Source organism: Plantibacter sp. VKM Ac-2876 (genome assembly GCF_015350715.1).
Taxonomy (GTDB): domain Bacteria; phylum Actinomycetota; class Actinomycetes; order Actinomycetales; family Microbacteriaceae; genus Plantibacter; species Plantibacter auratus.
Genome location: NZ_JADKSI010000002.1, coordinates 912,191 through 937,318, shown reverse-complemented (window position 1 = coordinate 937,318; position 25,128 = coordinate 912,191). Strand labels below are relative to the sequence as shown.

Here is a 25,128-nt window from a genome sequence, read left to right as displayed (position 1 = left end):
ATCCGGTCCGCCGGGGCATGCGCCTCTCGGCGTTCGACGCCTCGATACGATGAGGTGCACGCCCCCGTAGCCCAACTGGCAGAGGCAGGCGACTTAAAATCGCCGCAGTGTGGGTTCGAACCCCACCGGGGGTACGACGCCGTACCGCCACCCGCATGGAAGGATGGACGCATGGCTACCCGCACGATCACGACGCTCGTCGACGACCTCGACGGTTCCGACATCCCCCGCGGGCTGGGGGAGACGGTCCGGTTCGGCATCGACGGCGAGAACTACGAGATCGACCTGAGCGACGACAATGCGGCGGCACTGCGCGAGACGCTGGCGTCGTACGTCGAGGCCGCACGACCCGTCATCGCGTCGGCATCGCTCCGCCGGCTGCACTGAGCGGTCTGCACGTCCGCCTCGATCCTGCAAGGGTCCCTGCCGGGCGGGGGAGCGCGACTAGCGTGCTCAGCATGAGTACTCCGAGCGACCACGACCACGCACTGAACGACGACGAGCAGACGAGCAAGGACCGCACGTACAGTCCCTCCAGCGAGGCGGAGACGGCGGCCAAGCAGGACGACGGGCAGCCCGTCGTGCGCGATCCTGACATCGCCTCCGGCATGATCAACGTCGCCCCCGGGACCGGCGGTCCGGACGACACCGGCGACGTCGACGTCGACCCGGGTGAGCTCCACATCCCTCGCGACCCCGACAGCGCGCACTGAGACAACGATGCCTCGCACGTTGACCCCTGAACGGGGTGCACAAAACCGACGGCGCGGACGCGACACGGCGGTGTTGCGTCACGCAAGGTGCCTCGAGTCCGCTACCTTCGAGGTGGGGGCGTCACCCGTGAGCCGGTCCCGGAAGCCGCAAGCTTCTTGGTCGACCGGTTGCTAGACGCCTCAAGTGAGGGCGAGGTATTCGGGTTACCTCGCCCTCACGCTTGCCTGCCGCATCTCCCGGCCCGGCCGCACGTCCTCGACGGTAGGCTGAAACGATGCAGGAGATCACCCCCACCGAACTGAGCAAGCTCGAGCAGGCCGTCATCATCGACGTCCGCGAAGCCGACGAGGTCGCCGTCGCCAGCGTGCCCGGTGCCCGACACCTGCCGATGTCGTCCTTCCTCGACCACCTCGACGAGGTGCCCCGCGAAGAGACCGTGTACGTCATGTGCCATTCAGGCGGCCGCAGTGCCCGCGTCACGGGCTACCTCGAGCAGCAGGGCTACGACGCCGTGAACGTCACCGGGGGCATCTCCGAGTGGGCTGCCAGCGGCCTGCCGGTCGAGCGTCCCGCCGACGCCGGCTGAGTCGTCCCCGACGGTCGGACGGCGAACGTCGCGAGCCGTGGTGGGCGGTCGGTCGGATCAGCGCCGCTTGCGTCTCGCGATCTCATCCGAGAGCTGCTGCACCAGTGCGGGATCCGCGTCGCGCGCGAGGGCGACGTAGTGGTCCGAGACGTCCGGGCGGTAGCGCACGGGCAACGTCTGTCCGGGGGCGAGTCGAGTGAGCTCCGTGATCGTGAAGCTCTCGTCGGCGATCCCGCGGAATGAGCGGCCGTCAGCGGTCTCCACGTCGAGCATCAGGACCAGGCGTGGATTGTTGTTGACCTCCCGCCAGTCGACGAGGACACCGAGCGCCAGCGTCCCCGTGCGCAGTTCGGCGTTCCGCTTGCGAGCATCTCCGCTGAGGACCGGATTCGGGGCGACGCCGGGGAATGCGGGCCCGACGCCCAGTGCTTCCCGACTCAGGTCAGGCCTGAGCTGCGCCATGAGATCGTCGAGCTTCCTCGTCGAACCGAACATCCCGAACCCTCCCGCACCTCGGCACCGGGTTCTCGACCCGGTGTGTGGCCTTCACCGCGATTGTAGGGCAGGGCCGTTCCCGACCGTCGTCGCCGGAGGAGTGTGGCCTAGCGTGCGTCGATGAGCGGCCGGAGGTGTCGGTTCCAGGCCCACGTGCCCGCTCCGACCGCCGCGAAGGCGAGCGACCCCAACAAGAGTCCGACGAGCGTGTCACCCGCGCCCGGAACCGTCGCCGTCGGGCCCAGGAGCCCGAACAGCAGTGTGAATCCCACGAACGCGCTGCCGAGCCACACCGGCCTCGACCAGGCGAGGATGGCGCGTCCACCGAGCGGCCCGAGGGGGAGGAGCGCGATCGACGCGGATCCGATCCCCGCGATCGCAGTCAGGTTCACGGCCTCGACGAGCATCGCGCCTGCACCGCCGCTCGGCTCGCCGGCCAGCGCCGACACGAGCCAGGCGATCGAACCGAGCCCGGCGGCCGCAGCGATCCGAGCCAGCGCGAGGCGACCCGCGATGCGTGGCGTGATGGCATCGGAATCGGTCTCCACCGAGGCTGTCGAGCCGGCTTCATGCGTTGCGGGTCTCCGTGTCGGCCGGAGTTCGGTCAGCAACGCGAAGAGCAGAGCCGGCTGCAGGGCCAGGAGGCGTGAGAGCGCGGTGACGACACCGACCGTCGCCAGCCCGCCGACACGGACGCTGACGCGCATCGAGCCCAGCCCGGCTCGGCGGGCGACGACGAGCTGCGCGAGGATGCCCACGATGTTGATCGCGACCACGGCGATGAGCGAGGCGAACCACAGCCGGAGATAGGCCGGCTGACCGCTCACGGGGTGCGCGAACATGAGGATGCCTGCCGCGAGCACGGCGGTCACGACGGCCATCGCCGTGCGGCTCGGGAGCGGGACCGACGGGACCCGCTCGAACTCGTCCCTCGGTCGGTTGCGCCCGGTCACCGCTGCACGACGACGGTCGGCGATCGTGGCGCGCCAGGGGGCGATGGAGGTCGCGAGGAGTCGGGCCGGGATCGCGATGAGCGCCACCGCCGCGAGGGCGAGGAGGGCGGCGAGCCACCAGACCGGCTGGCCGCGGCCGTCGATCGTGGAGGCGAGGGTCTGCGTGAACGGTGTCGTCCCCGACCAGAGCCCGCCACCGCCGCTGGGCGGGGCGGCGCCGGGCACCGGTTCGCCGCTGGGCGACGGGGTCGGCTGCTGCGTCCCCGGAGCGGGTGTCCCAGGCGCGGGCGCGGGCTCGGTGCCGTCGGACGGCGATGGGGAGGCGGACGGTGCCGGCGTGGCGGGCGTGGCCGATGCGTCGCCGAACGTCAGGGTGATCGCCGTGCTCGCCCCGCTCGTGTTGCCCGCGGCATCCTGCTGGATCGCCAGGACGACGTGCGCGCCCGCCGGCACGCCACCGCCCGAGCAAGTCCAGGCGCCACCGGTGACGACCGCCGTGCAGACCGACGTCGAGTCGGCGAAGACCGTGACGGTCGCGCCCTCCTCGCCGGTGCCGGCGTAGCTCGCCGCCGAGATCGGCATCGCCTGTCCGGCCGTCGGTGAGGACATCTCGGGCGGAGCCGGAGCGTCGCGGTCGATGGTGAGCACGATCGGAGCGGACGCGTCGGAGCGCTGATTGCCGCTGAACGACGCCTGCTGCGTCGCCGTCACGGAGAGGTCGCCGGTCGGCAGCGGCTCGCCCAGCACGCAGAACCAACTTCCGGAGCTGTCCGCCGCGAAACTGCAGGTGGCACCGGAGTCGGCGCGGACGGTCACCGTCGCCCCGGGGTAGGCGGTGCCGCGGACGCCGCCGTTGCTCGGCGTCCCCTCGGTGATGGTGGGCGGGCCGAGCGCGGACACGGAGATCTGTGCGGAGAGCGTCTCCGGCCCGCCGACCTCCACGGCGGTGATGAGCAGTCCGCCGCCGTCGGGCAGGTCGATCGTGCAGGACCAGTCGGTGCTGTCGTCCTGCGGCAGGATGCAGACCGGCTCGAGACCGTCGCCGACCTGCAGCTGGACGCCCGTGCCGGCGTCCTTCGTCCCGGTGACCGTGGTGCTGCCGCTGCCGATGAAGGAACCGGAGCCGGGACTCGTGATGGTCGGACCGTCGAGTGGCGGTGGGGTCGGCGTTGCAGCGCTCTCGCTCGGGGTGGGGAGCGGCTCGGGCGTCGCGGATGCAGGACCCGCGACGGTCGTCGTCCAGAGTCCGGCCGAGAGGAAGACGGCGAGGAGGATCGCGACGCGTCCGATCGAGCGATTCGATCGGACTCCTGTTCCTGCGCGCGCGTGTTCCCCGGTCACCGTCTCCATTCCCCCAAGATCACCGCGGGAAGTCAACCTCCCCCGCCAGATCGGGTCACATTCCCGGTCGATCCGCACGGGAAATCCGTCGCGACAGGTGCGCTCGGGCCGGCGGTCCGCCATACTTGCGCGACTGGGTCATCCGTCCCAGTCGAGTCGGCCGCAATGGAGCGGCACGACCCGCAGGCGCCCCGGGAAGGGTTGCGATGCCGAGGATCTCCGTTGTCGACCGACGAGCCGAGCTGATCAGGGCCGCCCTCCGCGTCGTCGCAGCCGAGGGCGTCGCCGCCGCCACGACCAGGGCCATCGTGGCCGAGGCCGGGATGTCGCTCGCCAGCTTCCACTATGCCTTCTCCTCCCGCGACGAACTCCTCGCCGAACTGGTCGCGCACGTCGTCGAGCATGAACGCGTCGTCCTCGACGTCGGCGACCTGCTGACGGACGAGGAGGCCACTCAGGAGCTTCCGCCGACCCTTGAGGCCGTCGTCCGTGCCGGCCTCGAACGCTACGTCGACCTCCTCCGCGCCGATCCGGCTCGGGAGGCGGCGATGCAGGAGCTCAGCGCCTACGCGATGCGGACGCCGGGCCTCGAGCACCTCGCGCTCGAGCAGTACCGACGGTACGAGGAGCTCGCGCGTGAGGCGCTCGCGCTCGCCGCCACGGTCAGTGGCAGCACCTGGACGCAGCCCGTCGACGAGATCGCACGAACCGTCATCGCCTTCACCGACGGCCTGACACTCGGCTGGCTGGTGCGACGCGACGATGCCGAAGCCCGGCGACTCGTCGGGACGGTGGCGCGCCTCGTCGCAACCCTCGCCGAACCGGGGCCGAGATGAGCGGCCTCGGCACCGCAGCCGTCGACCACCCGGCCGACCGACGGGTCACCGGGCGCTGGGTCGCCGCCTTCGCGGTCGCCTGGCTGGGCGTCTGGATGGCCCAGCTCGCCCCGCTGCAGTTCCTCCTGCCCGCGCAGATCGACGCGACGCTCGCTCCCGAGCACTGGGTGGACAGCGTCGTCGCCTTCGGTGTCGTCGCCGGGGCGGCCGGACTCTGCTCCATCGTCGTGTATCCGCTGACGGGCGCCCTGTCCGACCGCACACGGTCGCGGTTCGGGAGACGCCGCCCGTGGATCGCGGGTGGTGCGCTCGTCTTCGCCCTGGGGCTCGTCCTCCTCGGACTCCAGACCGGCATCGTCGGCATCGGCGTCTGCTGGTGCCTCGCCATCATCGGCTTCTGCATCCTCGGAGCGGCGCTCACCGCGACCATCTCCGATCAGGTGCCCGTCGGACAGCGCGGCTTCGTCTCGGGGTGGATCTCCGCTCCGCAGGCCGTCGGGGTCATCCTCGGCATCGCCCTCCTGCTCCTGCTCGGCACCCAGATGGTCGTGGGGTACCTGGCACTCGCCGTCCTCCTCATCGTGCTCGTCGTGCCGTTCCTGCGGCTACCCGATCCGCTCCCGACGGGTGAGCGCCCCGCGCCACTCACCGTGCACGCGCTCCTGGAGAGCCTCTGGATCTCACCGCGACGGCACCCCGACTTCGCCTGGACCATGCTCAGCCGCGTCCTCGTGAACCTCGGCAACGCCTTCAGCACCTCGCTGCTGTTCTACTTCCTGCTCTTCGGGCTGGGGGACGCCGACGCCGAGACCGACCTGCTGCTGGTCACGGTCGTCTACACGGTGTTCGTCGTCGGCTCCTCGATCCTGCTCGGCCGACTGTCCGACCGCATCGGCCGACGACGCGTCTTCGTCGTCGCGGCCTCCGCCTCACAGGCGCTCGCCGCACTCCTGCTCGCGATCTGGCCCTCGCTGCCGATGGGGTTCGTGTCGGCGGCGCTCATCGGGCTCGGCTACGGCTGTTTCATGTCGGTCGACCAGGCGCTCGCGACGCAGGTCCTGCCGGACCCGGCGTCGCACGGCAAGGACCTCGGCATCATGAACATCGCCCAGGCGGTGCCGCAGGCGGTCGCCCCGCTCATCGGCGCCTGCCTCGTCGCCTGGCTCGGCGGATTCGCCGGCCTCTACCTCGTCTCCGCGGCCTGCGCCGTCGCAGGGGCGGTCGCTGTCACCCGAGTACGAGGAGTGCGCTGATGAGCATCGAACTGACCGCCGGCGGCCGGGTGTCCGACCCGATGCCCTGGCTCGACCCGAGACGGTACTGGGGCGGCATCGAGCGAGCCGTCTCGGACGTCGACTCGCCCGTCGCAGTCCTGCATCTCGGAGCCCTCCGCCACAACACGCACGACATGCTCCGACGGGCCGCGGGGAGACCGATCCGCGTCGCCAGCAAGTCCATCCGCGTCCGGGCGGTGATCGACGCGCTCCTCAGACAACCCGGGTACGCCGGCGTGCTGGCATACTCCCTGTCCGAGGCGCTCTGGTTGTCCGAGACGGTGGACGACATCGTGGTCGGCTACCCGACGGCGGAACGGGGCGCCATCGCGCGGCTGGCAGCCGACGAACGTGCGGCCTCGCGGATCACCCTCATGATCGACTCCCTCGACCACCTCGACCTCGTCGACGCGGTGACACCCCCGGAGCGACGTGCACGCATCCGCGTGTGCATCGAGCTCGACGCCTCGTTCCGCGCGCCCGCCCTCGGCCACGTCGGTGTCCGCCGCTCGCCCCTGCGCACGCCGGACGAGGTCCGGGCTCTCGCGGAGGCGGTCGTCGCCCGACCCGGCTTCAGCCTGGTCGGGATCATGGCCTATGAGGCGCAGATCGCCGGGCAGGGGGACGACCTCGCGGGTCGACCGGCCTGGTCGGCTGCGCTCCGCGCGATCCAGCGGCGCTCGTGGGCCGAACTCCGGGAACGTCGTGCCGCCGTGGTCGCGGAGGTCCGAGCGGTCGCGGAGCTGGAGTTCGTCAACGGCGGCGGGACGGGATCCCTGGAGCTCACCGCGTCCGACGACTCGGTGACCGAGATCGCCGCGGGGAGTGGCGTCTTCGGCGGACACCTCTTCGACCACTACCGGGCGTTCACGCCGGCACCGGCCGCGGCGTTCGGTCTGTCGGTCGTCCGGAAGCCGTCGCCGGAGCTCGCGACGATCCTCGGTGGCGGATGGGTCGCCTCCGGTCCGCCAGGGCTCGACCGCCTCCCGCTCATCGCGTGGCCGGAGGGCCTCGAGATGCTCCCGCGGGAGATGGCCGGCGAGGTGCAGACGCCGGTCTCCGGGGCTGCGGCTGCGTCGCTCCGGCTCGGTGACCGCGTCTGGTTGCGGCACACGAAGTCCGGGGAGCTCAGCGAACGGGTGGACGCGTTCCACGTGGTCGGGGACGACGGAGTGGAAGCCGTCCTGCCGACGTACCGCGGCGAAGGACAGGGGTTCGTCTGATGGGTAGGACGACGGCGTGGACGAACTGGGCGCGCACCGAGCGGGCGTGGCCCGTGCGGGTCGAGCGGCCCGACTCGGTCGGCGCGGTGCAGCGCCTCGTGCGTGCCGCAGCGGGAGCGGGTCTCCCGATCAAGGCGGTCGGAGCCGGACACAGCTTCACCGGGATCGCCGTGGCGCCCGGTGTGCTGCTCGAGCTCGGTGACCTGAGCGGTCTGGTCCGGGTCGATCGGGAACGCAGCCGGGTGACCCTCCGTGCCGGCACGCGCCTCCACGACATCCCGCGCCTCCTCGAACCGTTCGGTCTCGCCATGCCGAACCTCGGCGACATCGACCGGCAGTCCGTCGCCGGCGCGATCTCCACCGGCACGCACGGGACCGGGATGGCGTTCGGCGGCATCGCGACGCAAGTCGTCGGGGTGACGATGGTGACGGCGGACGGCGAGCTGCTGACGTCGGACGCCGAGCAGGAGCCAGGGCTCCTGCCGGCACTGGCGCTCGGGCTCGGAGCGCTCGGGATCCTCGTCGAGGTCACGCTGCAGTGCGTCCCGGCGTTCGTGCTGCGCGCGGTGGAACAGCCGGAGCCGCTCGACGAGCTGCTGCCCACGCTGCTCGACCGGGCCGCCGCCGTCGACCACTTCGAGTTCTACTGGTTCCCGCACACCGCGACCGCCCTGACCAAGACGAACCACCGGTTGCCGGGTGATGCGCCCACGCAGCCACTCCGCCCGGTCGCGAAGTGGGTCGACGACACGCTCCTCGCCAACGGGGTCTACCGGGTCCTCTGCAACACGGGCGTCGTCGCGCCGGCCATCGTCCCGCGCGTGAACCGGCTCGCGGACCGCCTCGTCGGCGACCGTGAGTTCACCGATCGGTCGACGCGCGTGTTCACCACGAGCCGCACGGTGCGGTTCGTGGAGATGGAGTACGCGGTGCCGCTCGAGCACCTCCCGACCGCGTTCGCCCGGATCCGCGCGCTCATCGAGGAGCGGGGGTGGCGGATCTCCTTCCCCATCGAGGTGCGGGTCGCAGCGGCCGACGAGCTGTGGCTCTCCACGGCATCAGGACGAGCGACCGGATACGTCGCCGTGCACCGCTTCTTCCGTGAGGACCCGGGGGAGTACTTCCGCGCCGTCGAGGCGATCATGACCGAGTTGGGCGGTCGGCCCCACTGGGGCAAACTGCACGGCCGTGACGCGTCGTCCCTGCGCGGCGCCTATCCTCGCTTCGACGAGTTCGTCCGCCTCCGGGACCGCCTCGACCCCGGCCGCCTGTTCGGCAACCGGTACCTCGCGCGTGTCCTCGGCGAATGACGGCCCGCCGGGAGTCCGGTGCGTCCGCGCTGCACGCCTGCTGCGTGCTTCCTCCGAACTCCCCAAGGGCACCGGCGGGTCGCAGGTAGAATGAGCAGACCCGCTCTCCATCGACTCACAAGGAGCCCATCCTCATGGAATGGCTGATCCCAGTCCTCATCGTCGTCGCCCTGGTCGTCATCGTCGGCATCTACTTCTGGGTGACGTACAACTCGCTCGTGACGCTGAACGTGCGGGTCGAGGAAGCCTGGAGCGACATCACCGTCCAGCTGAAGCGGCGCGCCGACCTCATCCCGAACCTCATCGAGGCGGTCAAGGGGTACGCGGCGCACGAGAAGGCCGTGTTCGAGAACGTGACGAAGGCTCGCGCCGAGACGCTCACCGCACAGGGGCCGGCGGCCGTGAGTGAGGCCGAGACCCACATGCAGCAGGCGCTGAAGAGCATCTTCGCCGTCGCGGAGGCCTATCCGCAGCTCCAAGCGAGCCAGAACTTCCTCCAGCTCCAGTCCGAGATCGTCGACACCGAGGACAAGATCCAGGCCTCGCGCCGGTTCTACAACGGCGGTGTCCGGGAGCTGAACACCAAGGTCAAGGTGTTCCCGAACAACCTGTTCGCCAAGGGCCTCGGGTTCTCGGAGCACGACTTCTTCGAGGTCACCGACAACGCGGCGATCGCCGAACCGCCGCGCGTCCAGTTCTGACGTGCGGTAGCGCAGTCCCATGTACCGCGCCATCGCCAGGAACAAGCTCAACACGGTCCTGATCTTCATCGTCTTCCTCGTCATCATCGGCGGCCTCGGTTGGCTCGCGGGGTATCTCTACCAGAACCTGACGATCACGATCGTGGTGCTCGTCGTGGCCGTCGTGTACGCGGTGATCCAGTACTTCTTCGCCGGGCGGCAGGCCATCGCGATGACCGGCGCTCAGCGCATCGAGCTGGCCGACAACCCGAGGCTGTACCGCATCGTCGAGAACCTCGCGATCACGACCGGGACGCCGATGCCCGAGGTGTACCTCATCGCCGACCCGGCGCCCAACGCCTTCGCGACGGGTCGCGACCCCCAGCACGCGGTGGTGGCCGCGACGACCGGCCTCCTCGAGATCCTCAACGACGCCGAGCTGGAGGGGGTCATGGCCCACGAACTCGGTCACGTCCGCAACTACGACATCCGCGTGTCCATGGTCGTCTTCGGGCTCGTCGTCGCGATCGGGTTCCTCTCCGACATGCTCCTCCGGATGACGATCTGGGGAGGCGGCAACCGGAACAACAACAACGGCGGCAACCCCGTCATGCTCATCCTCGGCATCGTGGCGATGCTCGTGGCACCGCTGCTCGCGACGCTCGTCCAGCTGTCCATCTCGCGGCAGCGTGAGTACCTCGCCGACGCGACGGGCGCTCTCACGACCCGTCACCCCGAAGCGCTCGCGAGCGCGTTGGGGAAGCTCGCCGCCTACGGTCGACCGATGGCGAAGCAGAACTCGTCCATGGCGCACCTCTGGATCTCCGACCCGTTGAAGCCCGGCGCGGTCGCACGCTTGTTCAGCACCCACCCGCCGCTCGTCGAACGGATCAAGCGCCTGAGCACCATCGGCGGCGGCTTCTAGGCGAGGGCCTTCCGGTCCCGGACACACGAATGGGGCGGCACCCGGAGGTGCCGCCCCATTCGGCGTTCAGGCGAGAACCGTTACTCGGTCTGCTCGTCGGAGTCGAACGTCACCGTGACCTTGTCGTCGGCGTCGATCGTGATCTTGCCGGGGAAGTTCAGGTACGTGTCCCACACCTGCTGACCCGCCACGGCGCTGCCGTACCAGGAGGCGTCGAACGAGCCGTCGATCCGGCCGTCCGAGGTGTAGAAGTACGAACCGCTCTCATCGACCTCGACGGTCGGGGGAGAGGTGAGCGTCCAGGTCACCGGGCCGACACTCGTGAACTGCTTCTGCTGCCAGTCCGGCATGACGCCACAGGTGGTGTCGAGCGTGGTGGCGTCGAGGCACTTCTCGATCATCGCGACGACCTGCTTCGTGACCTCGGTCGTGAGTGCCTCGGTGGCGGTCACGTCGATGTCGATGAAGGCCGAACCCTCGCCGGCGCTGTACGAGCTCAACGTGATGGTCTGGGCATCGCCCTGCAGGAACTTGCTCTCCGGCGGTGCGACCGTGTAGATGGCCGGGTAGGCGAACAGGCTCTCGTCGGACGCGCCGTCGAAGTTGACGCCGTTGACGCTGAACGCCGTGCCACCGAGACCGGTGTAGACGTTGATGCTGCCGACGAGGGAGCTGGCGAGCTTCCACTGGTCGAAGAACAGGAACTGCTTGCCTTCGCTCTCGAGCGTGACCGAGTCCTCGTACTTCTTGCCACCGAGCTCGTACGTGACCTGCACGCGTGCCTCGCCGTTGCGGTTGTAGACGCGGCCGACCTCAGGGTTCTTGATGCGCTCGTCGGCGCCCTTCAGGACCTCGTTGGTGAGCAGTGCGGTCGGCTTGACGGCGGCCGGAGCCTCGGCTTCGGCGTCCGCATCCGGATCGGCCGACGCGGACGGGTCCGGGGTCGCCTCGGGCTCTGCGGACTCCTCAGGCGCTGCGGACTCGTCGTCGGTGCTGCCGACGATCGAGGGGTCCGGTGCGACGAGGCTCGTCGCGAGCTTCGCGTCGCCGGCGGCGATGGCCTTGAGGTATTCCTCGACCTTCGCCTGCGGGCCGAACGCCGTGGTGTTCAGCACGCTGATGGTGATGGCGGCGGCGGCGATGAGCACGAGTGCGCCACCGGCGATCGACGACCACAGGATGATCCGCTTCTTCTGCTTCGGGTCCATCGGCTGCTTCGGAGCGCCGGTCGCGTACGGGTTCTGCGCCGTCGCGTACTGTCCGTTGGGCTGCTGGCCCTGCTGGTACGGGTTCTGAGCGCCGGGCTGCTGACCGGTCTGCTGGCCGTAGGGAGCCGGGGGTGCCTGGTTCGGCGTCTGCTGCTGTCCGGACTGGTACGGGTTCTGCTGACCCTGCTGACCCTGCTGGTACGGGTTCGGGGTCTGCTGCTGGCCGGACTGGTACGGGTTCGGCGTCTGCTGCTGTCCGGACTGGTACGGGTTGGGCTGCTGCTGACCCTGCTGGTACGAGGGCTGCTGGTCACCCTGGGACGGCTGGTTCTGCTGCTCGCCCGGGTTCGGTCGGCCTGGTTGCTGTGGTGTGGTGTCGTCGTTGCTCATGGGCGGGTTCCCCTCGTTTCGGACCATGAAGGTGCTCATCAACTTAGCAGTCGGTGTGCATCCCCTGAGAGTGATTGCGCCTCCTGGGCATGGGGAGTAGTACCCATCTCCAGCGCGGGCGAGCCGGGGAGGAGCCGGGTGCCGACCGCATGCGCGAGGGGCGCCGCCAGCGTCCCGCGGTCGACGACGACCACCGCGTCGAGTCCCTGCCAGCGGGCCGTCTGTCCGAGGAGCTCCGCGAGGCGTCCCGCGATCGCGTCGTCGGCGACGGGATGAAGCCCTCTGGCGACGGCATCCAGGTGTCCACGCTCGAACCAGGCGGACTGGACCCGCAGGACTCCGGCCTGGCGGTCGCTCTTCAGATCGACGCGCGCGACGATCTCACCGTCGATGAGGACCGGTAGCACGTAGTAGCCGTAGACGCGCTTGGGCTCCGGCGTGTAGATCTCGATCCGGTAGTGGAGTCCGAACATACGGAGGGCACGTTCGCGGAACCAGACGACCGGGTCGAACGGGCTGAGCAGTGCGGCCCCCTCGATCCGTCGCGGCCGTCGGGCGTCGCGGTGCAGCCACGCCTCCTGCGGCCCGCCGCGTCGCTCCCAGCCGGCCACGGTCACGGGTTCGAGGACACCGGCGTCCACGAGCTCGGCGACCGCTCGGCGGACGGCGGTCTGCGGCTTGATCCGGAAGTAGTCGGCCAGGTCGGCGACGGTCGCGACGCCGTGCGCTGCCGCGGCCTGCTCGACGAGCGCACGGATCGCGTCGGGTCGGGCGACGTCGAGGTCGAGGAGCTGCTGCGGGAGCACCTGCTCGGCCAGTGCGTACCGACGCTCGAACCGGTCGCGACCGGCCGTGACCACCTCGCCGTAGAGGAACAGGACCTCCAGCGCCCGCTTCACATCGGACCAGCCCCACCATGGTCCGCGGCGGACGTTCGCATCGTGCTCGATCTCGCTCGCCTTCAGCGGCCCCTCGACGCGCAGGAGTGCTCGCACCCAGTCCAACATCTCCGTGTTCTGGCTCGCCCAGGTGGTCTCGTCGCCGGCATGCTTCGCGCGGTGCGCGTCCATCCGCCACCGGAACAGCGGCCACGAGTCGCGGGGGATGAAGGCGGCCTCATGCGCCCAGTACTCGAGGTAGGGCGCGTCGGTTCCGAGGGTGAGTCGATCGAGCAGCGTCTTGTCGTACCCGCCGAGCCTTGCGAACAACGGCAGGTAGTGACTGCGCTCGAACACGTTGACGGAGTCGATCTGCAGGAGGCCCAGCCGGTCGATCGTCGAGCGCAGGGTGCGCGTACCCGCGGGGGTCGTGCGCTGCGGGGCGCCGAACCCTTGCGCACCGAGCGCGATCCGTCGGGCGAGGGCGGGGGAGAGGGAAGCGGACACGGCCCGACGCTAGCACCGGCGTCGGACACCACCGCGCACCGGCGGAACCGACGCCGCCCACCGGTGTCCGCATGCGCTCACCGGCATGTGCCAGCCATACACTTGAGCAATGGCGGACGACACTCCGAAGACCTGGTGGGGACGCTTCCTTCCCGAAGCGGCCTCGCCCGTGCGCGAACCGGACCTGAGCGGGTCGAGCAGCGTCCCGCGCGGGATGCGCGTGGCCGCAGCGTGGTCCTGGCGGATCCTGCTGGTGGCCGCGGTCGTCGCGCTGCTCGTCTTCCTCGTCGTGCAGCTCCGCCTCATCGTGATCCCGCTGCTGATCTCCGTCCTGATCTCGGCGCTCCTGAAGCCTCTCGTCGACGTCCTGGTGCGGCACCGCTGGCCGAAGGGCCTCGCCATCGCGCTCGCGATGGTCGGCACGCTCTCCGTGGTGAGCGGACTGATCTTCCTCGCCATCTCGCAGATCACCTCGCAGTTCGCCTCCGTGCAGGCCCGCACCATGACCGCCTACGGCGACTTCAAGGCCTTCCTGCTCGCCAGCCCGCTGCACGTGACCGAGACACAGCTCAACGACTTCATCGCCCAGGCGTTCGACTCGCTCCAGCAGGACAGCCAGGTCCTGCTCTCAGGTGCCCTGTCGATCGGTTCGACGCTCGGCCATGTCGCGACGGGTGTCTTCCTGACGCTCTTCTGTCTGCTGTTCATGCTCATCGACGGGCGGACGATCTGGCGTTGGACGGTGCGCGTCTTCCCGCAGCGGGCACGCCCCGCCGTCGACAGCGCCGGTCGCGCAGGGTGGCGGACGCTCGGCAACTACGTCCGCACGCAGATCCTCGTGGCCTCGATCGATGCGGTCGGTATCGGACTCGGCGCGTTCTTCCTCGGCGTCCCGCTCGCGATCCCGGTCGCCGTGCTCGTCTTCCTCGGCTCGTTCGTGCCGATCGTCGGCGCCGTCGTGACCGGAGCCGTTGCCGTCTTCCTCGCGCTCGTCTACAACGGTCCCGTCATCGCGCTGCTCATGCTCGGCGTCGTGCTCCTCGTCCAACAGCTCGAAGGCCACGTCCTGCAGCCGCTCATCATGGGTACGGCCGTCAAGGTCCACCCGCTCGCCGTCGTCCTGGCCGTCGCGGGCGGCACGCTCGTCGTCGGCATCCCCGGCGCCCTGTTCGCGGTGCCCGTGGTGGCCGTGATCAACGTGATGGTCCACACCATCGCCAGCGGCACCTGGCGGACCGGCGGCAGTGCTCCGCCGGAGCCGGACGCCGACGGCGCCATCTGGCAGACCGTCCCGACCCCCAGGCGAATCCGTCCGGGCTCCCGCTCGTCCCACGAGCCGCAGGATCGCCCAGGCGATCAGGAGCCCCAGCACCCCAGCGAAGACCTCCGAGAGACCTCGTCCCCAGAAAGTCCAGGATCCCGCACACCATGACCGATACAACGACCACCACCCCCGTGTTCCCCGGCCCGTCGCTCGCCGCGTTCGAGCGAGCCAGGGACACCCTCGTCGGCACCGTCCAGCGCACGCCGATGGAGAGCTCCCGCTACCTCGCCGACGTCCTCGGCGTGCCCGTGCACCTCAAGTGCGAGAACCTCCAGCGGACCGGCTCCTACAAGATCCGCGGCGCGTACAACCGCATGTCCAGCCTGACCCCCGAGGAGCGGGCGCGCGGCGTCGTCGCCGCCTCGGCGGGCAACCACGCGCAGGGTGTCGCCTTCGCCGCCCGCGAGCTCGGCATCACCGCGACCATCTTCATGCCCGTCGGCGTCCCGCTCCCGAAGCTCGCCGCCACGCGCGACTACGGTGCGCACGTCATCCTGCGCGGCCACACGGTGGCGGAACCGCTGATCGCCGCCGCCGAGTTCGCCGCGGAGACCGGCGCCATCCTCATCCCGCCGTTCGACCACCCGGACGTCATCACCGGGCAGGGCACGCTCGGGCTCGAGATCCTCGAGGAGGTCCCCGACGTCGAGACGGTCATCGTGCCGATCGGCGGCGGCGGGCTCATCTCGGGTGTCGCGGGGGTCATGAAGCAGCGAGCGGCCCTCGAAGGACGCACCATCCGGGTGATCGGCGTCCAGGCGGCGAACGCGGCCGCGTACCCGGCGTCGCTGGAAGCCGGAACCCCGACGACCATCACCGTGCAGCCGACCATCGCCGACGGCATCGCCGTGGCCCGTCCCGGTGAGCTCAACTTCGAGATGATCAGCGCCCTCGTCGACGAGGTCGTCACCGTCAGCGAAGACGACCTCGCCCGGGCGATCGTCGTCCTCCTGGAGCGCGCCAAGCTCGTCGTCGAACCTGCCGGAGCCGCCGGTGTCGCGGCGATCCTGGCCGGGAAGATCGAGCCGACCGGCACGACGGTCACCATCCTCTCCGGCGGCAACATCGACCCGCTCCTGCTGCAGCGGGTCGTCAGTCACGGACTCGCGGCGTCGGACCGCTACCTGACCCTGCGCATCCCGCTTCCCGACCGACCGGGCCAGCTCGCACGGACGGCGGAGCTCGTCGCGCAGGCCAATGCGAACGTCATCGAGGTGCTGCACACCCGACACGGCCACGGCCTGCAGATCAGCGACGTCGAACTCGAGCTCAGCATCGAGACGCGCGGGCCGGACCACCGCGACCTCGTCGTGCAGACGCTCCGCGAAGCGGGGTACGACCCGCAGATCGTCGACGACTGATCCGACTGACGGAACACAGCAGGGCCCCGCCGTGTCGGCGGGGCCCTGCTGCGTCTGGTCGGTCGCGAAGGACGCGACCTGCCGGATCAGGAACCGGTGTAGGTCTCCACCGCGCTGATCGACACGGTGATCTCCTTGCCGTTCGGCGCCTCGTAGGTGGTCTTCTCGCCGATCTTCAGACCGAGGATGGCGGCACCGAGCGGGCTGCCCTCGCTGTAGACGTCGAGGTCGGTGTTGCCGGCGATCTCGCGGCTGCCGAGGAGGAACCGCTCCTCGCCGCCCGCGACGACGGCCGTGATGACGGTACCGGACTCCACGACACCACTGGACTGCGGTGCCTCGCTCACCTTGGCGTCGCGCAGCATCTGCGTGAGCGTCCGGATGCGGGCCTCCTGCTTGCCCTGCTCGTCCTTCGCGGCGTGGTAGCCGCCGTTCTCCTTGAGGTCGCCCTCTTCGCGAGCCGCTTCGATGCGCTTGGCGATCTCTTCGCGGCCCGTCGTGCTGAGGTGCTCGAGTTCCGCCTGCAGCCGGTCGAAGGCCTGCTGGGTGAGGAACGTCTCCTGGATCTGCTCGGACACGATGGAACTCCTTTGCATGGTGGGTCCGCACACGACGGCCGAAACGCCCGTCATATGCCAGACGCCCCGGCGGAATGCCGGGGCGTATGAAGTACTGCCTTCGAGTATCGCACGATCGGCGCGGGAGTGCGGTGCACGCGCCGACGCCGTCGCGGGTCAGGAGCGGCGCTCGACCACCCAACAGGTGTCGACGACGCCGGTGTTGCTGAGCTCCGTGGTGCGGACGCTCTCCGTGAAGGTGCGGGTGCGCTGCTCGGACGGCGGCAGCTCGACGACCTTCCATCCGACGACCGCGAACTGCTCGTTGAGCGCCTGGACCGAGCAGGCCATGGGGGTGTCCTGCGGACCGGTGACCTCGAAGGACACGCTGACCATCGTGTCGTCGACGATCTCGTGCGCCGTGTTGCGCGACTCGATGCTCGGCCGACTGCCGTCGAGACCGGCCCACACGACCCACGCGACGAAGACGACGGCGAACGCTGCGGCGGCCAGCCAGATCAGGCGGCGGTCGCGGGCACGGTTGCCAGGGGTGCGTCCGTAGCGCGCCGCGATGGCGTCCTGAGGGCCGGCATCCTGCAGGGGAGAGGTCACGTCACGGGCTCCGGTTCGAACGGTTAAGCTGGACCAGGAGTGCGAGACGCCTCGAGGTCGACACCTCAAGCGTATTGCCTCTTCCTGGATGCGGAGTCCCGACCGCGTCGTCACGTCACGAGTCGCGAAGCGGTCCCCTCGCGCAGACCAGCCGGAAGGCGGAGCACCATGACCATGAGACTGCTCGCCGTGCACGCGCACCCCGACGACGAGTCGAGCAAGGGGGCGGCGACCCTCGCGCACTACCGGAGCCTCGGCGCCGAGGTCATGGTCGTCAGCTGCACGGGTGGTGAACGCGGCGACCTCCAGAACCCCGGGCTCGCCGACGTCGCGATGGTCGAGCGCGACCTCCCCGGTTACCGTCGCCTCGAGATGGCCGCGGCGCAGGAGATCCTCGACATCGAGCACCGGTGGCTCGGCTATCAGGACAGCGGGATGGCCCGCGACGACGGCACGGTCCCACCAGCGAGCTTCGCCGACATCCCCCTCGAGGTCTCGACCGGTGTGCTCGTGCGCATCGTCCGCTCATTCCGGCCGCAGGTCATCATCACCTATGACGAGAACGGCGGCTACCCGCACCCCGACCACATCCGGTGCCACGAGGTGAGCGTCGCCGCGTTCGAAGCGGCGGCAGATCCCACGCGCTATCCCGAAGCGGGCGAGCCCTGGCGGGTCGACAAGCTGTACTACGACCGCTCGTTCAGCCCCGCCCGACTCGAGGCCGTGTACGCCTACCTGCTGGAGCACCACCCCGACGACCCGGCGGTCGAGCGACTGGCCGAGATGCGCGAGTGGATGGCCGGCCGGCCCGATCTCGCTACGACGCACGTGCGCGTCGGCGACTTCTTCGAGGCGCGCGACGCTGCGCTCCGGGCGCACGGCAGCCAGGTGCCGCCAGACTCACCGTTCTTCTTCTGGCCCAACGACGTCCTCCGTGCCGCATGGCCGTTCGAGGACTACCAACTGGTCACGTCGCACGTCGCGTCGACCACCCCAGAGTCGGAGCTGTTCGACGGCATCGACACCAGCGAAGGAACCGCATGATGCACCACCTGTTCACCGAGGTCCTCTTGGCGGTCACGCCGTCGCCGTCGCCCTCGCCGGCGTTCGACGAGAACCAGGTGACGCCGGGACCGTGGGGCTTCGTGATCACCTTCGCCATCGCCGGCATCGTCGTCTTCCTCGTCATCGACATGGTGCGTCGCGTGCGCCGGGTCAACTACCGCGCGGAGATCGACGAGCGGCTCCAGGCCGAGGTCGCCGAGCGGGCAGCCGCGGACCGCGCGGGGAGCGACGCCGGCAAGGCTGCCCCCGCGGGCGTCGAGGACGACCCTCGGCCGCCGTCGGACCAGTCGGCCCGCTGACACCACCACCGCGACGTCTCGCCGCTCGCCGGGTCGCGGGTCGTCAGCGGTTGTAGACCGGGTCGATCGCGATCAGCAGGATCCCGGTCCAGTGGCAGAGGAACGCGAGCACCGTGCACAGGTGGAAGAGCTCGTGGAACCCGAACCGTCCGGGCCAGGGGTTCGGTCGCTTCATCGCGTACATGACCGCGCCGACCGTGTAGAACAGGCCACCGGCGGCGACGAGCACCATCGTGGCGAAGTTGCCGCGGGCGATGTCGCCGAGGTACGCGACCGCACCCCACCCGAGTGCCAGGTAGAGCGGGACGTAGAGCCACCGCGGGGCGTTGATCCAGAACACGCGGAAACCGATGCCGAGGAGCGCGCCGCCCCAGACGAGCACGAGCAGGAGGTTGCCCTGCGCCGGTGGTAGCGCGAGCACGGCGAGCGGCGTGTAGGTGCCGGCGATCAACAGGAAGATGTTGGCGTGATCGATCCGCTTGAGGAGGAGCTTGACCGAGGGGCGCCAGGAGAACCGGTGGTACAGCGCCGAGTTCCCGAAGAGCAGCATCGACGTGAGCACGAACACCGTCGAACTCCACTTCGCGGCCGCACCCTGTGCGAGCACGACGAGGACGATCCCGGCGACGATCGAGATGGGGAAGATCCCGGCGTGCAGCCATCCGCGCCAGGTCGGTTTGACCTCCTCCGGTGCGGCGGCATCGTCGGCGGCGACCTCGAGCAACGGCAGCTTCGGCAGCTCGGGATCTCCACTCGTCATGGGTCCAGGATACGGGGTGGCACGGAACCCGTACTGGGAGCGATGCAGGAAACTGCACTAGCGTTGCAGGGTGATGACGAGGCATTCCGCACCGGTGGACGGCTTCCTGTACGGCGTCTACGCACGCCGCCTCCGGAAGGCGCTCACTCCGCAGACGCTGCCGCACCATGTCGCGATGATCATCGACGGCAACCGGCGGTGGGCCAAGCAGCTCGGGTACGACACCGCGGCGCACGGCCACCGGGCCGGTGCGGCGAAGATGCGCGAGTTCCTGACCTGGTGCGACGACCTCGGCATCGGCGTCGTCACCCTGTACCTGCTGTCGAGCGACAACCTGGTGAACCGCGCACCGGACGAGCTGGACGACCTCGTCGACATCATCGCCGACCTCGCCGAGGGGCTGTCGCACTACCGTGACTGGCGCGTGAAGCACGTCGGTTCGAGCGACGGTCTCCCGGAGTCGCTGCGCACGGCGTTGACGAGCGCGGAGGAGCGCACGGCGGACCGTGCCGGCATGCACATCAACCTCGCGGTCGGTTACGGCGGCCGCACCGAGATCGTGGACGCGATGCGCGCGATCGTCGCCAAGCACCACCTCGAGGGTCGGAGCCTGGAAGACCTCGCGGCGCTGCTCACCCCCGACCTCATCGGTGAGCACCTCTACACGGGAGGCCAGCCCGACCCCGACCTCGTCATCCGCACCAGCGGCGAACAGCGGATGAGCGACTTCATGCTCTGGCAGAGCGCCCATAGCGAGTTCTACTTCGTCGAGGCGCTCGGGCCCGACCTCCGCGAGGTCGACTTCCTCCGCGCCCTCCGCGACTTCTCCAGGCGGCAGCGGCGGTTCGGCGGATGAGCCGGTCCACGCCCGCCTCGGAGCCGGACGAGCCGGAGACGGCGTCCCGGTTGGAGACCTTCCAAGCGGGATTCGGAGAGGTCGCCGGCTACCTCAACTACGGCAGTGTCGGTCCGTTGGCCGCGTCCGTCGTCGTCGAGGCCGCCCGCTGGAACGACGTGCTCGCGAGCGCGACCCCCGGCACGCTCGGCGCGGTCGACGGGCAGGACGAACGGATGCGGACCGCCGTCGGGACGCTCACCGGGTTCCGAGCCGACCAGGTCGTCGCCCAGCCCAACACCTCGCAGGGCCTCATGCACGCGATGTTCGGCCTGAGCGGCACGGTCCTGCTCTCCCGCCTGGAATACCCCACGCTGCCGCTCGCCGCGGAGCGGGCCGCCGAGCACCGGCACCTGCTCACGCCGAGATGGCTCGAGACGCGACGCGGACACGTCACGGCCGAGAGCGTGCGCGAGCAGCTGGACGACACCGTCACCGCGGTGGCCGTGAGCCTCGTCGACTACCGCACCGGATACGTCTGCGACCTCGAAACCGTCCGCGAGGCGATCGGCGACCGCCTCCTGATCGTCGACGCCATCCAGGGCTTCGGTGTGGTCGACGCCCCCTACGCCGTCGCCGACGTGGTCGCCTCGGGCGGGCAGAAGTGGATGCGGGCGGGCTGGGGCACCGGATTCCTCGCCCTGAGCGACCGCGCCGTCGAGCGACTTGAACCGGTCTTCTCCGGCGTGACCGGCACCGACGAGCCCTGGCCGTTCAGCGCGACCCCGGCACCGAGCCGATCCGCGCGCGCATACTCGATCACCAGGCCCGACCCGCTCGCGGCAGCGCGGTTCGCGGCGTCCTTGGAGGACACGGTCGCCGTCGGCACCGCGACGGTCCACGCCGCGATCGCCGAGCTCACGGCCGAGGTGATCGAGCTCGCGGACGAGTTCGGCGTCGCGGTGGTCTCCTCGCGAGACGAGCACGAACGCGCGGGCATCGTCGTCCTGGAACCGGAGGAGTCCGTCCTCGACACGCTGTGGACCTCGCTCGAGAACCACGGCGTCACCGCGACCATCCGCGCCGGGGCCGTGCGGCTCAGCGTGCACGCCGGTACCAGCCGGCAGACGCTGGACCAGCTGCGCGGTGCGTTGCTCTCGTTCGCGACGGCCGCGAGCTACTGAGCCGCCGTCCGACCACCGGCAGGCCAGGGGACGGCCCCCATCTGTTCACCTCCCCGTAACAGGACACGGGGCGTGTCGTCGCATCGATGTCGGTGGCCGGACGTACGTTCATCTCATCGGGCATGGAGCCCGGTCGAGACGGCCACACAAGTTCGGCTCGAAACCCTGCAGGCGGCCGTTTCGCACAGTGATCCGAGCATCAGATGCTCGGGGTGGGAGTGGTTGTGGCCTCGCGAGAAATCCAGAACACGTCAGCCGGGACCGAGACGCGGGACGCGTCGACGAGACCGAGCCGACGACCTGCCGACCACACGGCGAGCGGGGGAGATCAGGCGCAGGCCGAGATCACCTACGTGCTCGACACCTCCGTGCTGCTGTCGGACCCCAAGGCGCTCTTCCGGTTCGCGGAGCACGCCGTCGTCATCCCGGTCGTCGTCATCAGCGAGCTCGAGGGCAAGCGCAACGACCCCGAGATCGGCTACTTCGCACGTCAGGCACTCCGCATCCTCGACGAGCTCCGCATCGAGCACGAACGCCTCGACTTCCCGATCCCCGTCGGTGACGGCGGATCCCTGCGGGTCGAACTCAACCACTCGAGCATGGCCTCGCTGCCGTCCGGTCTCCAGCTCGGCGACAACGACTCGCGCATCCTCGCGGTCGCGTTGAACCTGGCGAACGACGGCCTGACGGTCACGGTCGTGTCCAAGGACCTGCCCCTGCGCGTCAAAGCGGCCTCCATCGGTCTGCAGGCGGAGGAGTACCGGGCGGAACTCGCGGTCGACTCCGGCTGGACGGGCATGTCCGAGATCACCCTCGGCTCCGAGGACATGAGCACGCTGTGGGAGCGCGAGGAGGGGACGACGCCGATCATCGAGGACCTGCCGATCAACACGGGCCTCGTGATCCACTCCGACCGGGGATCCGCACTGGGACGGGTCACGGGCAAGCGCAGCTACAAGCTCGTCCGCGGCGACCGCGACGTCTTCGGTCTGCACGGACGCTCGGCCGAGCAGCGGCTCGCGATCGACCTCCTGCTCGACCCCGAGATCGGGATCCTCTCGCTGGGAGGTCGAGCAGGGACGGGGAAGTCCGCGCTCGCCCTCTGCGCGGGGCTGGAGGCCGTCCTCGAGCGACAGGCGCACAAGAAGATCATGGTGTTCCGCCCGCTGTACGCGGTCGGTGGCCAGGAGCTCGGGTACCTGCCCGGCGACCAGGGCGAGAAGATGAACCCTTGGGGACAGGCGATCTTCGACACGCTCGGCGCGGTCGTCTCGCAGAACGTGCTCGACGAGGTGGTGGAGCGGGGCATCCTCGAGGTGCTCCCGCTGACGCACATCCGCGGCCGGTCGCTCCACGACGCCTTCGTGATCGTCGATGAGGCGCAGTCGCTCGAGCGCAACGTCCTCCTCACGGTCCTCAGCCGGATCGGGCAGAACTCGCGGGTCGTCCTCACGCACGACGTCGCCCAGCGCGACAACCTGCGCGTCGGCCGACACGACGGCGTCGCCTCGGTGATCGAGACGCTCAAGGGGCACCCGCTGTTCGCGCACGTCACGTTGACGCGTTCGGAGCGCTCGGCCATCGCGGCACTCGTGACCGAGATGCTCGAAGGGAACGAACTGGCCTAGCGGCCGTCGGCGGAGCGAGCTCGCGAGGCTCGCTCCGCCGGCTCCGGCCGCCTGTGGAGAACGCCGACGGCCGGCGCGAGGATCCTCCTATCCTGACGGGATGCCCTCGCGACCGACCTCCACCCTCAGGCGGCTCCGCCCGCGTGTCACCACCGCGGCGATGGTCGGCTCGACGTTGCTGCTCGTGGCCGTCACCGTGGCCCGACTCGCCCCCGAGCCGCGACCGGTCGTCATCGTGCTCGTGTGGCTCGCCTGCATCACGCCGCCGCTCGTGCACATCGACATCGTGGAGCGGCGGCTCCCGAACCGTCTCGTGCTGCCGGCGCTCGCCATCGCGGTGCCGGTCACGACCATCGATGCCGTGGCGCGTCAGGCGGCCCCGCTCGGACCACTCCTGATGGGGTTCGCGGTCGGCGCCGTCCTGTACGCGTGCGCCGTCTTCGGCGGGCTGGGCATGGGGGACGTGAAGCTGGGCGCGCTGCTCGGCCTCGCGGTCGGCTGCTTCGGGACGTCCGCGGTACTGCTCTTCGCGGTGGTGTCGGTCTCCTCGGCCGGCCTCGCGGGTGCGGTCGTCGTGCTCCTCGCACGCTCACGTGGCGGCTCCGCCGGTTGGCGCACGCGCATCCCGTTCGGCCCGTTCCTGCTCCTCGGCTGCTGGAGCGCGATCGCCGCCTCGGCGTGACCGCACGGACGGAGACGGCCCCGGAACCGCGAGGGTTCCGGGGCCGTCCGGTCGTTCGACGAGCGGGTCGACTCAGCCGGGGTGCGTCATCGAGAGGACGTCGAGCGCCGTGTCGAGCTGCTCCTCCGTGATCTCGCCGCGTTCGACGAACCCGAGGTCGACGACGGCCTCGCGGACGGTGAGGCCCTTGGCGACGGAGTGCTTGGCGATCTTCGCCGCCGACTCGTAGCCGATGATCTTGTTCAGCGGGGTGACGATCGAGGGCGAGGAGCCGGCGAGTGCCGCGGCGCGGTCGAGGTTGGCCTCGAGGCCGTCGACGGTCTTGTCTGCGAGGACCCGGGTCGCGTTCGACAGGAGACGGATGCTCTCGAGGAGCGCCGTGCCCATGACCGGGATCGCGACGTTGAGCTCGAAGGAGCCCGAGGCACCGGCCCAGGCGATGGTCGCGTCGTTTCCGATGACCCGCGCGCCGACCATCAGGACGGCCTCCGGGATCACGGGGTTCACCTTGCCGGGCATGATCGAGGATCCCGGCTGGAGGTCGGGGATGTGCAGCTCGCCGAGACCGGTGTTCGGGCCCGAGCCCATCCAGCGGAGGTCGTTGCAGATCTTCGTGAGGCTCACCGCGATGACCCGGAGGGCTCCCGAGGCGTCGACGAGTCCGTCGCGAGCGCCCTGGGCCTCGAAGTGGTCCTGGGCCTCGGTGATGGGCAGCTCGGTCTCCTGCGCGAGCAGCTCGATGACGAGCTGGGGGAAGCCCTTCGGCGTGTTGATGCCGGTGCCCGTCGCGGTTCCGCCGAGCGGGACCTCCGCGACGCGGGGGAGGGCCGTGCGCACACGCTCGATGCCGAGACGCATCTGGCGCGCGTAGCCGCCGAACTCCTGGCCGAGGGTGACCGGCGTGGCGTCCATGAGGTGTGTCCGGCCGGGCTTCACCGCGGTCTTCCACAGCTCGGCCTTGCGCTCGAGCGACACGGCCAGGTGGTCGAGGGCCGGGATGAGGTCGTCGATGAGGGCGCTCGTGACCGCGATGTGCACCGAGGTCGGGAAGACGTCGTTGGAGGACTGCGAGGCGTTGACGTGGTCGTTGGGGTGCACCGGGCTGCCGAGGCGCGCGCTCGCGAGCGTCGCCAGGACCTCGTTCATGTTCATGTTCGACGAGGTGCCGCTGCCGGTCTGGTAGGTGTCGACCGGGAACTGCGCGTCGTGAGCGCCGGTGATGACCTCGTCGGCCGCTGCGGCGATCGCGTCGGCGACACCCTGGTCGAGGACGCCGAGCTTGGCGTTGGCGAGCGCCGCGGACTTCTTGATCCGGGCCAGCGAGGCGATCTGCGCCGACTCGAGCCCGCTGCCCGAGATCGGGAAGTTCTCGACGGCCCGCTGCGTCTGCGCACCGTAGAGCGCGTTCGCGGGGACCCGCACCTCGCCCATGGTGTCGTGTTCGATGCGGTACTCGGTTGCTGAGGTGTCTACCACGCTGTTCGTTCTCCTTCGTGCGATT

General features: G+C 70.0%; 25 protein-coding genes and 1 tRNA gene. 18 read left to right on the top strand and 8 right to left on the bottom strand.

Annotated features, from left to right (window positions below):
- Window positions 1-60 precede the first annotated feature (60 nt).
- From ITJ62_RS10825 to ITJ62_RS10810, 4 genes are all read left to right on the top strand, one after another.
- Window positions 61-134 (top strand) — tRNA-Leu (locus ITJ62_RS10825).
- Window positions 135-171: 37 nt separating this feature from the next.
- A complete protein-coding gene (locus tag ITJ62_RS10820; RefSeq protein ID WP_085510468.1) occupies window positions 172-387 on the top strand; it encodes an Lsr2 family protein in 216 nt (71 codons plus the stop codon).
- Between the two features lie 71 nt (window positions 388-458).
- The gene (locus ITJ62_RS10815; RefSeq protein WP_138946673.1) at window positions 459-713 is read left to right on the top strand and encodes a hypothetical protein; all 255 of its coding nucleotides are present in this window, start codon (window positions 459-461) and stop codon (window positions 711-713) included.
- 275 nt (window positions 714-988) lie between these two features.
- Window positions 989-1,300: a rhodanese-like domain-containing protein gene (locus tag ITJ62_RS10810; RefSeq protein ID WP_064296463.1), complete on the top strand. Its 312-nt coding sequence runs from the start codon at window positions 989-991 to the stop codon at window positions 1,298-1,300.
- A gap of 57 nt (window positions 1,301-1,357) precedes the next feature.
- Here the strand turns inward: ITJ62_RS10810 and ITJ62_RS10805 are convergent, their stop codons facing one another.
- Window positions 1,358-1,795 carry a hypothetical protein gene (locus tag ITJ62_RS10805; RefSeq protein ID WP_194601858.1) on the bottom strand — a complete coding sequence of 146 codons (438 nt, stop codon included), beginning with the start codon at window positions 1,793-1,795 and terminating at the stop codon, window positions 1,358-1,360.
- A gap of 107 nt (window positions 1,796-1,902) precedes the next feature.
- Window positions 1,903-4,089, bottom strand: coding sequence for a hypothetical protein (locus tag ITJ62_RS10800; RefSeq protein WP_228498158.1), 2,187 nt, complete (start codon window positions 4,087-4,089; stop codon window positions 1,903-1,905).
- A 206-nt stretch (window positions 4,090-4,295) separates the two neighbouring features.
- Between ITJ62_RS10800 and ITJ62_RS10795 the strand changes: the two genes are divergently transcribed.
- The 6 genes from ITJ62_RS10795 to ITJ62_RS10770 all read left to right on the top strand — a co-directional run bounded on the left by ITJ62_RS10795 (window position 4,296) and on the right by ITJ62_RS10770 (window position 10,337).
- Window positions 4,296-4,925 (top strand): TetR/AcrR family transcriptional regulator, encoded by a 630-nt coding sequence (locus tag ITJ62_RS10795; RefSeq protein WP_194601851.1) that lies wholly within the window; start codon window positions 4,296-4,298, stop codon window positions 4,923-4,925.
- Window positions 4,922-6,178 carry an MFS transporter gene (locus ITJ62_RS10790; RefSeq protein WP_194601849.1) on the top strand — a complete coding sequence of 419 codons (1,257 nt, stop codon included), beginning with the start codon at window positions 4,922-4,924 and terminating at the stop codon, window positions 6,176-6,178. Before ITJ62_RS10795 ends, ITJ62_RS10790 begins: the two co-directional genes overlap by 4 nt.
- Window positions 6,178-7,422, top strand: coding sequence for an alanine racemase (locus ITJ62_RS10785; protein ID WP_194601846.1), 1,245 nt, complete (start codon window positions 6,178-6,180; stop codon window positions 7,420-7,422). Before ITJ62_RS10790 ends, ITJ62_RS10785 begins: the two co-directional genes overlap by 1 nt.
- The gene (locus ITJ62_RS10780) at window positions 7,422-8,732 is read left to right on the top strand and encodes a D-arabinono-1,4-lactone oxidase (protein WP_194601843.1); all 1,311 of its coding nucleotides are present in this window, start codon (window positions 7,422-7,424) and stop codon (window positions 8,730-8,732) included. Before ITJ62_RS10785 ends, ITJ62_RS10780 begins: the two co-directional genes overlap by 1 nt.
- A gap of 134 nt (window positions 8,733-8,866) precedes the next feature.
- Complete coding sequence (locus ITJ62_RS10775; RefSeq protein ID WP_064296457.1) at window positions 8,867-9,433, top strand: LemA family protein; 567 nt, start codon at window positions 8,867-8,869, stop codon at window positions 9,431-9,433.
- A gap of 19 nt (window positions 9,434-9,452) precedes the next feature.
- Window positions 9,453-10,337 (top strand): M48 family metallopeptidase, encoded by an 885-nt coding sequence (locus ITJ62_RS10770; protein ID WP_194601840.1) that lies wholly within the window; start codon window positions 9,453-9,455, stop codon window positions 10,335-10,337.
- Between the two features lie 80 nt (window positions 10,338-10,417).
- Here the strand turns inward: ITJ62_RS10770 and ITJ62_RS10765 are convergent, their stop codons facing one another.
- The gene (locus ITJ62_RS10765; RefSeq protein WP_194601837.1) at window positions 10,418-11,935 is read right to left on the bottom strand and encodes a hypothetical protein; all 1,518 of its coding nucleotides are present in this window, start codon (window positions 11,933-11,935) and stop codon (window positions 10,418-10,420) included.
- Between the two features lie 38 nt (window positions 11,936-11,973).
- Entirely contained in the window at window positions 11,974-13,320 is a 1,347-nt protein-coding gene (locus ITJ62_RS10760; protein ID WP_194601834.1) for a DNA glycosylase AlkZ-like family protein, read from the bottom strand.
- Between the two features lie 109 nt (window positions 13,321-13,429).
- Here ITJ62_RS10760 and ITJ62_RS10755 point away from each other — a divergent pair, with 109 nt between their 5' ends.
- Entirely contained in the window at window positions 13,430-14,752 is a 1,323-nt protein-coding gene (locus ITJ62_RS10755) for an AI-2E family transporter (RefSeq protein ID WP_194601831.1), read from the top strand.
- Window positions 14,749-16,005, top strand: coding sequence for a threonine ammonia-lyase (gene ilvA / locus ITJ62_RS10750; RefSeq protein WP_194601828.1), 1,257 nt, complete (start codon window positions 14,749-14,751; stop codon window positions 16,003-16,005). The genes ITJ62_RS10755 and ilvA overlap by 4 nt, the downstream gene beginning before the upstream one ends.
- Window positions 16,006-16,091: 86 nt before the next feature.
- On the opposite strand, the gene greA is transcribed toward ilvA, so the two are convergent.
- The gene (gene greA / locus ITJ62_RS10745) at window positions 16,092-16,583 is read right to left on the bottom strand and encodes a transcription elongation factor GreA (protein WP_229938696.1); all 492 of its coding nucleotides are present in this window, start codon (window positions 16,581-16,583) and stop codon (window positions 16,092-16,094) included.
- A 156-nt stretch (window positions 16,584-16,739) separates the two neighbouring features.
- Complete coding sequence (locus ITJ62_RS10740) at window positions 16,740-17,174, bottom strand: DUF4307 domain-containing protein (protein ID WP_194601825.1); 435 nt, start codon at window positions 17,172-17,174, stop codon at window positions 16,740-16,742.
- Window positions 17,175-17,342: 168 nt separating this feature from the next.
- On the opposite strand from ITJ62_RS10740, the gene mca reads away from it, so the two are divergent.
- Entirely contained in the window at window positions 17,343-18,218 is an 876-nt protein-coding gene (mca, locus tag ITJ62_RS10735) for a mycothiol conjugate amidase Mca (RefSeq protein ID WP_194601822.1), read from the top strand.
- Complete coding sequence (locus ITJ62_RS10730; RefSeq protein WP_228498154.1) at window positions 18,215-18,538, top strand: hypothetical protein; 324 nt, start codon at window positions 18,215-18,217, stop codon at window positions 18,536-18,538. The genes mca and ITJ62_RS10730 overlap by 4 nt, the downstream gene beginning before the upstream one ends.
- A 43-nt stretch (window positions 18,539-18,581) precedes the next feature.
- On the opposite strand, the gene ITJ62_RS10725 is transcribed toward ITJ62_RS10730, so the two are convergent.
- Complete coding sequence (locus tag ITJ62_RS10725) at window positions 18,582-19,298, bottom strand: hemolysin III family protein (protein WP_079705497.1); 717 nt, start codon at window positions 19,296-19,298, stop codon at window positions 18,582-18,584.
- Window positions 19,299-19,371: 73 nt separating this feature from the next.
- Here ITJ62_RS10725 and ITJ62_RS10720 point away from each other — a divergent pair, with 73 nt between their 5' ends.
- From ITJ62_RS10720 to ITJ62_RS10705, 4 genes are all read left to right on the top strand, one after another.
- On the top strand, window positions 19,372-20,154 hold the full coding sequence (locus ITJ62_RS10720) for an isoprenyl transferase (RefSeq protein ID WP_064296447.1): 783 nt from the start codon (window positions 19,372-19,374) through the stop codon (window positions 20,152-20,154).
- Entirely contained in the window at window positions 20,151-21,317 is a 1,167-nt protein-coding gene (locus ITJ62_RS10715) for an aminotransferase class V-fold PLP-dependent enzyme (protein WP_194601821.1), read from the top strand. Before ITJ62_RS10720 ends, ITJ62_RS10715 begins: the two co-directional genes overlap by 4 nt.
- 203 nt (window positions 21,318-21,520) lie before the next feature.
- Complete coding sequence (locus ITJ62_RS10710; RefSeq protein WP_086473691.1) at window positions 21,521-22,945, top strand: PhoH family protein; 1,425 nt, start codon at window positions 21,521-21,523, stop codon at window positions 22,943-22,945.
- Window positions 22,946-23,045: 100 nt separating this feature from the next.
- A complete protein-coding gene (locus tag ITJ62_RS10705; RefSeq protein WP_194601818.1) occupies window positions 23,046-23,627 on the top strand; it encodes an A24 family peptidase in 582 nt (193 codons plus the stop codon).
- Window positions 23,628-23,699: 72 nt separating this feature from the next.
- On the opposite strand, the gene ITJ62_RS10700 is transcribed toward ITJ62_RS10705, so the two are convergent.
- Complete coding sequence (locus ITJ62_RS10700) at window positions 23,700-25,103, bottom strand: aspartate ammonia-lyase (protein WP_082455866.1); 1,404 nt, start codon at window positions 25,101-25,103, stop codon at window positions 23,700-23,702.
- Window positions 25,104-25,128 lie beyond the last annotated feature (25 nt).

What these genes read in the sequence shown, in the direction of transcription:
- ITJ62_RS10820 (WP_085510468.1), top strand. Translation starts at nt 172, where the DNA reads ATGGCTACCCGCACGATCACGACGCTCGTCGACGACCTCGACGGTTCC.
- ITJ62_RS10815 (WP_138946673.1), top strand. Translation starts at nt 459, where the DNA reads ATGAGTACTCCGAGCGACCACGACCACGCACTGAACGACGACGAGCAG.
- ITJ62_RS10810 (WP_064296463.1), top strand. Translation starts at nt 989, where the DNA reads ATGCAGGAGATCACCCCCACCGAACTGAGCAAGCTCGAGCAGGCCGTC.
- ITJ62_RS10805 (WP_194601858.1), bottom strand. Translation starts at nt 1,795, where the DNA reads ATGTTCGGTTCGACGAGGAAGCTCGACGATCTCATGGCGCAGCTCAGG.
- ITJ62_RS10795 (WP_194601851.1), top strand. Translation starts at nt 4,296, where the DNA reads ATGCCGAGGATCTCCGTTGTCGACCGACGAGCCGAGCTGATCAGGGCC.
- ITJ62_RS10790 (WP_194601849.1), top strand. Translation starts at nt 4,922, where the DNA reads ATGAGCGGCCTCGGCACCGCAGCCGTCGACCACCCGGCCGACCGACGG.
- ITJ62_RS10785 (WP_194601846.1), top strand. Translation starts at nt 6,178, where the DNA reads ATGAGCATCGAACTGACCGCCGGCGGCCGGGTGTCCGACCCGATGCCC.
- ITJ62_RS10780 (WP_194601843.1), top strand. Translation starts at nt 7,422, where the DNA reads ATGGGTAGGACGACGGCGTGGACGAACTGGGCGCGCACCGAGCGGGCG.
- ITJ62_RS10775 (WP_064296457.1), top strand. Translation starts at nt 8,867, where the DNA reads ATGGAATGGCTGATCCCAGTCCTCATCGTCGTCGCCCTGGTCGTCATC.
- ITJ62_RS10770 (WP_194601840.1), top strand. Translation starts at nt 9,453, where the DNA reads ATGTACCGCGCCATCGCCAGGAACAAGCTCAACACGGTCCTGATCTTC.
- ITJ62_RS10765 (WP_194601837.1), bottom strand. Translation starts at nt 11,935, where the DNA reads ATGAGCAACGACGACACCACACCACAGCAACCAGGCCGACCGAACCCG.
- ITJ62_RS10755 (WP_194601831.1), top strand. Translation starts at nt 13,430, where the DNA reads ATGGCGGACGACACTCCGAAGACCTGGTGGGGACGCTTCCTTCCCGAA.
- ilvA (WP_194601828.1), top strand. Translation starts at nt 14,749, where the DNA reads ATGACCGATACAACGACCACCACCCCCGTGTTCCCCGGCCCGTCGCTC.
- mca (WP_194601822.1), top strand. Translation starts at nt 17,343, where the DNA reads ATGACCATGAGACTGCTCGCCGTGCACGCGCACCCCGACGACGAGTCG.
- ITJ62_RS10730 (WP_228498154.1), top strand. Translation starts at nt 18,215, where the DNA reads ATGATGCACCACCTGTTCACCGAGGTCCTCTTGGCGGTCACGCCGTCG.
- ITJ62_RS10725 (WP_079705497.1), bottom strand. Translation starts at nt 19,298, where the DNA reads ATGACGAGTGGAGATCCCGAGCTGCCGAAGCTGCCGTTGCTCGAGGTC.
- ITJ62_RS10720 (WP_064296447.1), top strand. Translation starts at nt 19,372, where the DNA reads ATGACGAGGCATTCCGCACCGGTGGACGGCTTCCTGTACGGCGTCTAC.
- ITJ62_RS10715 (WP_194601821.1), top strand. Translation starts at nt 20,151, where the DNA reads ATGAGCCGGTCCACGCCCGCCTCGGAGCCGGACGAGCCGGAGACGGCG.
- ITJ62_RS10710 (WP_086473691.1), top strand. Translation starts at nt 21,521, where the DNA reads ATGCTCGGGGTGGGAGTGGTTGTGGCCTCGCGAGAAATCCAGAACACG.
- ITJ62_RS10705 (WP_194601818.1), top strand. Translation starts at nt 23,046, where the DNA reads ATGCCCTCGCGACCGACCTCCACCCTCAGGCGGCTCCGCCCGCGTGTC.